Below are 9,817 nucleotides of genomic sequence, written 5' to 3'. Positions count from 1 at the left end.
CAAAAACAGGGGCAAAGGCCCCTGTTTTATTACCGGCGGCTCATCGCCAGCTTCGCCGCAAAAAGCAGAAACAGGCAGCCGGTCGTTCGATCCATCCATTTCACTACCGCCGTTTTTTTCAGGATACCGGCGGCATAGCGAGTGGCGGTAATCAGCGTTAACGACCACAGCGTACCAATCAATACATGGATAGTAACCAGGAGAAAGGTCCATGTGATGGGGGAATGCCCCGCCGGGATAAACTGAGGTAAAAACGAAACGTAGAAGACGCCCATTTTGGGATTAAGCACATTTCCCAGCATCCCACGCAGAAACCAGTTGCTCGTGGCGGTTGCCGCTGCCGGATTGCTGTTAAATTGCTGGCGCGGACGCAGAAGCAGCTGGATGCCCAGCCAACAAAGGTAGCCCGCGCCGCACCATTTCAACAAGGTATAAGCCAGCTCAGAAACCGCCAGCAGCGCGCCCAAACCAAAGGCCACCAGCGCGCCCCAGATAAAGCACCCGAGATCGATGCCTAACGCGGCATGCAAGGCTTTGCGCCCGCCTTCAGCGGTCGCCGTGCGCAGTATAAGCGCGGTATCCAGACCTGGCGTCAGGGTAAGCAGAGTGGCAGCGAGGGTGTAAGCCAGAAGTGAATCAGTGACGAGCATTTCCTGTCTCCGAAAGAGACAAGGCTACTGAAGCGTTCACATTTTTGCAACATAAATGATGAGCCATTCAAGGTGAATGGCGTTCCGCCTGGATAACGGGAAGTACCCCACATGAAGCTCTCTATCTAACGCATACAACAACCGGACCTGTTGCAACGAACGGAGCCGGTTTAATTCTGTCAGAGCGGAGAAGGCAACTTAACTGATGCTTGCCCTTTTAGCATTTAAAATTCTGTTCGCGCCATCGACAAACCCTTCACCACCTGGAAATTGACTTATCCAGCGAGGCAATGATGATATAACTTGCGCTATGTCATTGATCGTGTTCATTCCCAACGTTTTGCTGTAGTAACTGAACATAGGTGCATCATTGAGCGAATCACCACTGTAGAAAACCGATGCTTGTTCATCAGATTCTTCCAGTGCATAAAACTGCTTTAACACCTTTCTGCTCATGACGAGTTTGTCATATCCCCCTAACCACCCCAGTACCCATAAATTATTAATGGTATAGCTGCATTTATTTTCCACTAATTCGTCAATAAGTTGTTTGGTCTGTTCATGATTTTTGGGAAGTTTGAAAGCAATACTCGTCAGGCGAAAATCCTGATCGTCAGAAACCTCAACCCAGGGGTATTTCTGGCGAATCTTGAAAAGAATATGGCTGATGTTTTTTCGATTAAGAAGATAGTTGTCTTCATGCCAGAAATACCTGTTAATACCCTCACCGACGTTATTTCTGATAAGAAATAATCCTCCATTTTCAGCGATGACCCCATCAACAGGCCACATTCTCGCCATCTGATCGGCCCACCCGGCAGAGGCCGCCGTTACCGGAATAACCTTAATGCCCGCATGTTGTAGCATTTCCAGACTCTGATAGGTTCTGGCCTGCAGTCTGCCCTTATAGGTCAGCGTTTCATCCATATCAGTTAAAACAAAACGAATATTCCATAGCTCTTCATTCTTAGCGCTATCAATTAAATTCATAATCCCTCCATACTGGTGATATTAATGGCTTTCTTGATAAACGTTAATATCAATTTGGCATTTGATATTCACTATTAATTCGAGTGATTAAACCTTCTCACTGCACGAAGAAAGTCCGCCAGGGCATTATCTGTCCGAGGATAAATTTATTGCTCCGTACATTCAGCAGGAACACTTCGAGGCCCTTCTCCATCAACGATCTGCGCAATCGGCCCCCCCTGCTTATCGCTTCAATTCGTCCTGCCACAGCGGGGATGACGCCAGCTGATGGCATACCGTATCGATAAATACCCGGGTCTTGGCGGGAACCAGCGTGCCGGGCGGCATCAGGGCATAAACGCTGACCTTCGCCGCGCTACGCCAGTCGGGCAGCACGCGGACCAGTTCCCCGCGCTGCACCGCCTGGCAAACCATCCACCCCGGCAGCAGTGCGATCCCGGTTGCCCGAATCACCGCCGTCAGCAGCGCTTCACTGATATTGGTGGTGAGGGGGCCGGCTGGCGTCACCTGGATATGCTCCCGACCATTTTCGAGGATCCAGTAGGGCCAGTCCGGATGGTGGGTAAAGCCGAGACACCGATGGGCTGCCAGTTGCTCAGGATGAGTCGGCTCACCGAAGCGTTGCAGATAGACCGGCGAAGCAATCAGCTGACTTCTAAACGCCCCCAGCTCGCGCCCGGTTAAGGTACTGTCCCGCACGCTCCCCAGGCGAACCACCGCATCAAACCCCTCCGCGACAATATCGACCCGTCGATCGAGAAAATGGGCATCCAGGCGAATATCCGGATACGCCTGCAGGAAATCAGGAAACACCGGGGCAATCAGCTCCCGGCCAAAGGTCACCGGCAGCGAAACCCGCAACGTTCCCTGCGAGGTGGCAGCAAAGTCCCCCACCTCGCGGCTGGCGGCGCTGAGCTCATCCAGCGCCGCGCGGGCGCGCTGCAAAAACCAGGTTCCGGCTTCGGTAAGCGTTACGCTACGGGTAGTGCGCACCAGCAACCGGACGCCCAGTTTTTTCTCGAGGTGGCTAACCCGGCGGGAAATGACCGACGCATCCCGAGCCAGCCTGCGGCTGACCCCAATAAAACTCCCTGTCTCGGCCACACAGACAAACGCCATCAGCTCTTCAAAATCATCGAACATGATTCCTGCACCCAGCACATTAATCATTTGCAAATAAGGCTGATTATCAGCGATCTGCCAGGGTATTAACATAGCGGCTCTGCAAACTACAGTGAGAGAAGCACATGAAAACGTTTTTGAGTATCGGGTCCGGTCCTGGGATGGGAATGGCGACGGCCTCACGATTTGCTGGTGAGGGATTCCGGGTGGTGCTGTCCTCACGCAATAAAAACTATGTGGCGGCGCAGGCCGACCAACTGAGAGCGGCTGGATTAGCCGCGGAAGGCCGCGTAGCGGACGCCAGCGATATCACCAGTATCGTGGAACTCATTCGCGAGGTAGAGGTGGAGACCGGCGGCGTGGATGTGCTGCACTTCAACGCCGCGGCCATACATGACGGTAATCTGGAGACCCAGTCGGTGGCAGGCTTCATCCAGGATCTCACCACCAATATTGGCGCGGTATATGCCGCCATCAAAGCGGTCACTCCTCGGATGGCCGCGCGTGGAGAAGGCGCGATCCTGCTGACTGGCGGGATGTTTGCCACTCAGCCTCATCCGGAGTATCTGACGCTAAGCGTCGGCAAAGCCGGGCTGCTTAACCTGACGCATGGCCTTTTTCCGTTATTAAAAGCGCAGAATATTCATCTTTCCATCGTGACGGTGGGGGCGTACGTCACGCCGGGTTCCGCCGAAGCCCGGGAGATTGCCGAACTGTTCTGGCAGCAATACCGCCAGCCATCTGCGCAATGGACAGCGGAAGCGTTTTATCCCGCCCTACACCATCAGTAACCTTCCCCGGCCGTCGCTCGGCGTCAGGGAGGCATCGGCCGGACATGTGGAAAAGACATCATCCATCGCTTGCTTTCCCTGTCACCTCGGATCAGGATACGTCGATATTCATGGAGGCTATGTGATGAAATATTTTATCGGTATGGCGGTGACGTTATTGTTGAGCACGCCGGTGCTGGCGGCGGGCGAGCTTGAGATAAACCAGTCTCCTCTGACGCTGGTGCTGAGTGACCAGAATCAGGCACGGGTCTCTTCCTGTGCCGATTTCATTGCGCTGCGTAAAGCGGGAGAGACCGTCGATGCGCTGCCCGGACTTTCTGACCCGGATGGCCGTGCGGCGGAAGCGGCGTTATTCTCCTGCTGGCTACAGGCCTACACTATCGATCACACGTTATTCCCCTCTGCCGCGCCGAAACCGACCCTGGCTGACGTGGTTCAGCACTTTCCTGCCAGCGCGGCGTTTATCGTCAGCGTTGACGAAAAGCAGGACGTCGCCAAAAACTTTGTGGGGAAAACCATCGCGGACTATACCCCGGACCTGAAAGCCAGGGACGATCGTCTGGAATCAGCGGCTAGCGCCAGCGGCTATGTGCTGGATGAATATTATGCGTTTACCGATAAGCAGGGGCATCAGCTCAACATTGTGGCTCTGGTGGGCTACGCCATCGGCGGTACGGCAAGCGTGAAAAGCTACTATCGCATTGATGACACGCACGCCCGCGTCTGGAGCGTCACCCGGCTCGATGAGAACAGCCCGCTATAAGCGAGGGTTCCCTCTGCGGCGCTACCTCAGAGGGTGTTCCGTTTACCTGGCCAGCCACTGACGCCAGCCGCCCCAGGCGGTGATCTCGGTGGCCGCGCCCAGCCCCCCGGCTTCACAGATAAAGCCTGTCACCCAGCGGCCGTCCGCCAGCTCAATCTGTCCCAGCCCCAGCGGCGCGGGGATGGCGGCCAGCAGCGACCCCACCTCAGCGCTGGGGATCGCCCAGACTTCCACCGCTATCGCAGCCCCCTCTGGCTCGTCACGCACCATCGCCGGGCGCTTGCCATCCGGGAGGGCATACAACCGATAGCGCGGCGCGCTGTGGGTCGCCTGCAGCAGCCGGCCGCCCCGCGCCAGCAATTGACCGTTCAGCGGCTGGCCGGTCAGGTGGGCGCCGCATACCGCCAGGGCCATCCGATCATGGCCCGCGGGGCGCGCAGGGGGCGGGCTCTCCAGCCACACGCCGCCTGCCAGCGGCAGCCGCTCCGCGCGCTGGAAGGCGTCGGCCAGGCTCAGCAAATACTGATCGGTAAAGGCCCGGCCGAACAGCGTGACGCCGGAGGGCAGTCCGTCGGGCATAAATCCGCACGGCACGCTCACCGCCGCATAGTCCAGCAGGTTCATAAAGTTGGTGTAGTAGCCCAGGTCGGCGTTACGGGCGATGGGCTCCGCCGCCAGCTCGTCCAGCGTTACCGGCCGCGGTAAGGTTGGCGTGAGCACGCAGTCCAGCGTCTCGAGGATGGCATCGCACTGCGCTTTATACTCCTGCAGCTGATACATCGCCTTAAAGGTCGCCGTCGCGTCGATATCAGGCGCTTTCGCCAGCACGTCGCGAATAACCGGCAGCACGGCGTCCGGCTGCTGCTCAATCAACGGACCAGCCACCGCATAGCGTTCAGCGACCCATGGCCCGTCATACAGCAGGCGGGCGGCGGCGAGAAAAGGCGCGAAATCGATCGCCACAGCTTCCCCGCCGAGCGCCGTCAGCCGCTGCACGGCCTGGGCGAACAGCGCTTCGCTGGCGCGGCAGCCGAGGAAGTTAAGCTCCCGCGGGATGCCAAAGCGAAACCCGGCGGACGGCCTGCCGAAGGCCTGACGACTGTTCCACTGAGGATTGCGGCGGCTGTAGCTATCCTGCGGATCGGCCCGGGCAACCAGCGCCAGCAGCTGGCTGGCCTCGTCGGCGGTGGCGCTGAAAAAGGTCACGCAGTCCAGCGTGCGGCAGGCCGGTACCACCCCGGCGGTGGAGATCACCCCTTTCGTCGCTTTCAGGCCCACCAGGTTATTCAACCCGGCCGGGACGCGACCGCTGCCGGCGGTGTCGGTTCCCAGCGCGAAGCTGGCGACGCCCAGGGCTACCGCCAGCGCTGAGCCGGCGCTGGAGCCGCCGGAGGGATAAGCGGGATGGTACGCGTTGCGGCAGCGACCATACGGCGAACGAGTCCCGTTCAGGCCGGTGGCAAACTGATCGAGATTGGTTTTGCCCACCGGCACCGCCCCCAGGGCAATCAGCTGTGCGACAATGGTCGCGCTTTGCGTCGGCCGGTAAGCAAACGCCGGACAGGCGGCAGTGGTGACGATCTCCGCAAGGTCAATATTATCTTTGATGGCGAACGGCACCCCGTACAGAGGGAGCGTGTCTGGCGAATGGCCTTCCAGCGCCGCCAGAAACGGCGCCTGCTCCGCTTCGCTCAGGAGATGGATAAACAGATTAAACTCGGGATCCAGCGCTTGCGCCCGCTGGCGGATCCCCGCCAGCAGCGCGCGCGGGGTGGTGTGGCCATTACGATAGTTCGCCGCCAGAGTCGCCAGGCGTAAATCAAACGTCTGCTGCATCATGCCTTCTCCTCAATAATCACTGCCACCCGCTGCCCGGCACGCACCGCGCTGCCTGGCTGCACATTGACCTGCTGAACCCTGCCATCGCACGGCGCCAGCAGCGGGATCTCCATTTTCATCGACTCAAGCACCACCAGCACATCGCCGGCGCGTACCTGGCTGCCGGCCGCGGTCTGTACCTGCCACAGATTACCGGATACCGGGCTTTCCACCCCCTGCTCCCCCGGCTGCAGCGGCGCATCGCCCGCCTCTTCTGTCGCGCTCTCCTGACTGTCGAAATGGGCCTGGCCGCTGGCGATCCAGCGCTCGCGCTCGTCGTTAAACGCCCGCTGCTGATGGTCGCGAAATGCGCTAATGCTCTGCGCCTCGCGAGAGAGAAACTGCTGGTACTCCGCCAGCCGCAGCGTGCTGTGCTCGATGCGCAGCGGGTAGCGTCCGAGCGGGAAATCGCGGCGAATAGCCAGCAGTTCTTCCGCCGAGACAGGATAGAAACGCAGCTGGTCGAAAAAGCGCAGCAGCCAGGGCTTGCCGGCAAAATCGGCCACCTCGTGATAGCGATTCCACATCTGCAGGGTGCGGCCGACAAACTGATAGCCGCCCGGGCCTTCCATGCCGTAAACGCACAGATACGCTCCGCCGATGCCCACCGAGTTTTCCGCCGTCCAGGTTCGCGCCGGGTTGTATTTGGTGGTGACCAGCCGATGGCGCGGATCAAGGGGCGTGGCCACCGGCGCGCCGAGATAGACATCGCCGAGACCCATCACCAGATAGCTGGCGTCAAACACCGTTTGCCACACCGCCTGCTCATCCGGGAGATCGTTTATCCGGCGAATAAACTCGAGGTTGCTTGGGCACCAGGGGGCGTCCGGGCGGACGGTGGTCATATATTTGTCGATCGCCTTGCGGCAGGCCGGATCGTCCCAGGAGAGCGGGAGATGCACCACCCGTGTCGGAACCTGCAGATCGTCGCTCATGCAGACCGTGGCCCACTCCTCGCGGACCCACGCCAGCAGTGTCTCCAGCGCCAGCGTTTCCGGCTGGAAATGGAGCTGCAGAGAGCGGATCCCCGGCGTGATATCGATGATCCCGTCCCGGGATTGCCCCTCAAGGGCCTGCATCAGGGCATGGATGCGAAAGCGCAGCACCAGATCCAGCTCCGCCTCACCGGCCTCCAGCAGCAGATGGGTATCGCCGGAGAGGCGCGCCACCAGGCGTTTGTCAGCGTCGCCGCTGGTCATCACCACCGGCGAGGTGAGCGGCACAGGCTGCCAGGCAACGTCCTGCGCCTGCAGGGTCGCCAGCTCTGCGCGACGGCCTGCCGCCAGCCGCCGGGCGGTGGGGACGTCAACCGCCACAAAGCGCACCTTATCCCCCGCCTTAAGCTGGCCCAGCTGCCAGAGATCGGCTTCGATCACCGTGACCGGGCAGACGAAGCCCCCGAGGCTTGGGCCGTCCGGCCCGAGGATCACCGGCATATCGCCGGTAAAATCCACCGCCCCCACCGCGTAGGGGTTGTCATGAATATTCGACGGATGGAGCCCGGCTTCGCCGCCGCTGTCGCGGGCCCAGACCGGCTTGGGCCCGATCAGGCGCACGCCGGTGCGGCTGGAGTTAAAATGCACTTCCCAGTCGGTGGCAAAAAAGGTCGCCATATACGCCGGGGCAAAGAACTCCGGCGCGCCGTGGGGGCCATAAATCACCCGCAGCGTTCGTACTTCCGCAAGCGCAGTGCGCAGCCCTGCGGGAAGCGCCGCGCCTTCTATGGTCTCAGCCGGAGGCGCAAGATGCAGCACGTCGCCGGCGCGCAGCGCCCGTCCGCCGTGGCCGCCAAACTGACCGAGGGTAAAGGTGCTTTTACTGCCCAGGTAGTCCGGCACCTGAATGCCGCCGCGCAGGCAGAGATAGCTTCTGACGCCTGGCCCGCTTATCGCCCCCAGCCTGAGGGTCGCCCCCGCCGGAACAGAGAAGACGCCGTCCATCTCCTGGTCGATGCCGTCGAGCGTTACGGGCAGCGGCGCGCCGCAGACCACCGCCTGCACCGCGGTATTAAATTTCAGCGTGGGTCCGCTAAGGGTGATCTCCAGCGCGGCGTCGCCCTCGGCATTGCCCAGCAGACGATTGCCCAGGCGCAGCGCCCGGTCATCCATCGGGCCTGAGGGCGGTACGCCCACCGCCCAGAACCCCAGACGTCCCGGGTAGTCCTGGACGCTGGTCTGGGTGCCGGCGCTGAGTACCTCCACGGTATCGGCCCGGTAGCGCAGTTGCTCCAGACAGCGGGTCCAGGGTTCCCCGGCGGTGAACGGCGCAAAGCCAAGGATCTGCTGCAGGTACTGGCGGTTGGTTTCGACGCCGTACAGGCGGGTCTCCGCCAGGGCCTGCGCCAGGCCGTCGATCGCCTCATCGCGGCTGGGGCGCCAGACGATAGCTTTCGCCAGCAGAGGGTCAAAAAACGGCGGCACTTCACAGCCGGCCTCGACCCAGCGGTCGATGCGCAGGGTAGCGCCGTCCGCCGGCGGAAACCAGACGTCGGTTAACAGTCCGGGCGAAGGTTGAAACTGGCGGCCAGGATCTTCGGCGTAAATTCGCGCCTGAATGGCATACCCCCGGGGCTGTAGCCCGGCGGCCAGCTCGCTCAGCGGCGGTAAATCCCCTGCCGCCAGGGCGATCATCCAGCGCACCAGGTCCACGCCCCACACCTGCTCCGTGACGCCGTGCTCCACCTGCAGCCGGGTATTGACCTCGAGGAAATAAAAGCGCTGCGCCGCGCTGTCGTAGACAAACTCCACCGTCCCGGCGCTGCGGTAGTTCACCGCTTTACCGAGGGCAATGGCCGCGCTACACAGCGCCTGCGCCATCCCGTCCGGCAGATTTGGCGCCGGCGTCTCTTCAATCACTTTCTGGTTACGCCGCTGCAGCGAGCAGTCGCGCACGCCGAGGGCGATAACCGCCCCCTTCCCGTCGCCGAAGATCTGCACCTCGAGATGGCGGGCGCGTTCAATATATTTTTCGAGAAACACCCCGGCGTCGCTGAAGTTGTTTTGCCCCAGCCGCTGCACCGTGGCAAACGCCTCGCTCAGTTCGCGGGCGTCGCGGCAGACGCGCATGCCAATCCCTCCGCCGCCCGCCGTGCTCTTGAGCATCACCGGGTAGCCCACCGCCTCTGCCGCCCGGCAGGCTTCTTCGCTGTCGGCCAGCAGGTCGCTGCCTTCCAGCAGCGGAACGCCCTCCGCTTTGGCCAGCGCGCGGGCGGTATGCTTCAGGCCGAAGGTTCGCAGCTGTTGCGGGGTCGGGCCAACAAACGCCAATCCCGCCGCCTCACAGGCCTCGGCGAAGGCGGCGTTTTCCGACAGAAAGCCGTAGCCGGGGTGGATGGCGCGGGCGCCGCTCTGCCGCGCGGCGGCAATGATCTTCTCTACGACTAAATAGGTTTGCGCTGCCGGCCCCTCGCCAAGGCTCAGCGCCTCATCCGCTTCGCGGACGTGCAGACTGCTCAGGTCGGCTTCGGCGTAAACGGCGACGCCCTTCACCTGCATGGCGCGCAGGGTGCGCAGAATGCGGCAGGCAATCGCCCCGCGGTTGGCAATCAGTAAGGTATCAAACATAAGCGGAACTCACAGCGAAGCGGGTCGTCCCGCAACAATTCGTCTTCCCCTGAGGTCGTC

The 9,817-nt window shown here is 61.0% G+C and carries 7 protein-coding genes; 2 read left to right on the top strand and 5 right to left on the bottom strand.

All coding sequences use genetic code 11. The features are described 5' to 3' along the window. Window positions 1–29: 29 nt before the first annotated feature. The 3 genes from ACLH1U_RS04115 to ACLH1U_RS04105 form a co-directional block, all read right to left on the bottom strand. Window positions 30–650, bottom strand: coding sequence for a LysE family translocator (locus tag ACLH1U_RS04115; protein ID WP_023289726.1), 621 nt, complete (start codon window positions 648–650; stop codon window positions 30–32). A gap of 198 nt (window positions 651–848) precedes the next feature. Next, on the bottom strand, window positions 849–1,640 hold the full coding sequence (locus tag ACLH1U_RS04110; RefSeq protein ID WP_032452889.1) for an HAD-IIB family hydrolase: 792 nt from the start codon (window positions 1,638–1,640) through the stop codon (window positions 849–851). A gap of 222 nt (window positions 1,641–1,862) precedes the next feature. After that, window positions 1,863–2,783: a LysR substrate-binding domain-containing protein gene (locus tag ACLH1U_RS04105; RefSeq protein WP_411299081.1), complete on the bottom strand. Its 921-nt coding sequence runs from the start codon at window positions 2,781–2,783 to the stop codon at window positions 1,863–1,865. A 104-nt stretch (window positions 2,784–2,887) separates the two neighbouring features. Here ACLH1U_RS04105 and ACLH1U_RS04100 point away from each other — a divergent pair, with 104 nt between their 5' ends. Both ACLH1U_RS04100 and ACLH1U_RS04095 read left to right on the top strand, forming a co-directional pair. Beyond that, window positions 2,888–3,553 (top strand): SDR family NAD(P)-dependent oxidoreductase, encoded by a 666-nt coding sequence (locus ACLH1U_RS04100; protein WP_102002566.1) that lies wholly within the window; start codon window positions 2,888–2,890, stop codon window positions 3,551–3,553. Between the two features lie 124 nt (window positions 3,554–3,677). Further along, window positions 3,678–4,316 (top strand): hypothetical protein, encoded by a 639-nt coding sequence (locus ACLH1U_RS04095; protein WP_023289730.1) that lies wholly within the window; start codon window positions 3,678–3,680, stop codon window positions 4,314–4,316. A 42-nt stretch (window positions 4,317–4,358) separates the two neighbouring features. On the opposite strand, the gene atzF is transcribed toward ACLH1U_RS04095, so the two are convergent. Both atzF and uca read right to left on the bottom strand, forming a co-directional pair. Beyond that, window positions 4,359–6,155: an allophanate hydrolase gene (gene atzF / locus ACLH1U_RS04090; protein WP_411299080.1), complete on the bottom strand. Its 1,797-nt coding sequence runs from the start codon at window positions 6,153–6,155 to the stop codon at window positions 4,359–4,361. Then, a complete protein-coding gene (gene uca / locus ACLH1U_RS04085) occupies window positions 6,152–9,757 on the bottom strand; it encodes an urea carboxylase (protein WP_411299079.1) in 3,606 nt (1,201 codons plus the stop codon). Before uca ends, atzF begins: the two co-directional genes overlap by 4 nt. Window positions 9,758–9,817 lie beyond the last annotated feature (60 nt).

Source organism: Klebsiella sp. 1SOBk5mer (genome assembly GCF_046603115.1).
GTDB classification, from domain to species: Bacteria; Pseudomonadota; Gammaproteobacteria; order Enterobacterales; family Enterobacteriaceae; genus Klebsiella; species Klebsiella quasipneumoniae.
This window is presented reverse-complemented; position numbering and strand designations above follow the sequence as displayed.

What these genes read in the sequence shown, in the direction of transcription:
- ACLH1U_RS04100 (WP_102002566.1), top strand. Translation starts at nt 2,888, where the DNA reads ATGAAAACGTTTTTGAGTATCGGGTCCGGTCCTGGGATGGGAATGGCG.
- uca (WP_411299079.1), bottom strand. Translation starts at nt 9,757, where the DNA reads ATGTTTGATACCTTACTGATTGCCAACCGCGGGGCGATTGCCTGCCGC.
- ACLH1U_RS04115 (WP_023289726.1), bottom strand. Translation starts at nt 650, where the DNA reads ATGCTCGTCACTGATTCACTTCTGGCTTACACCCTCGCTGCCACTCTG.
- ACLH1U_RS04105 (WP_411299081.1), bottom strand. Translation starts at nt 2,783, where the DNA reads ATGTTCGATGATTTTGAAGAGCTGATGGCGTTTGTCTGTGTGGCCGAG.
- ACLH1U_RS04095 (WP_023289730.1), top strand. Translation starts at nt 3,678, where the DNA reads ATGAAATATTTTATCGGTATGGCGGTGACGTTATTGTTGAGCACGCCG.
- atzF (WP_411299080.1), bottom strand. Translation starts at nt 6,155, where the DNA reads ATGATGCAGCAGACGTTTGATTTACGCCTGGCGACTCTGGCGGCGAAC.
- ACLH1U_RS04110 (WP_032452889.1), bottom strand. Translation starts at nt 1,640, where the DNA reads ATGAATTTAATTGATAGCGCTAAGAATGAAGAGCTATGGAATATTCGT.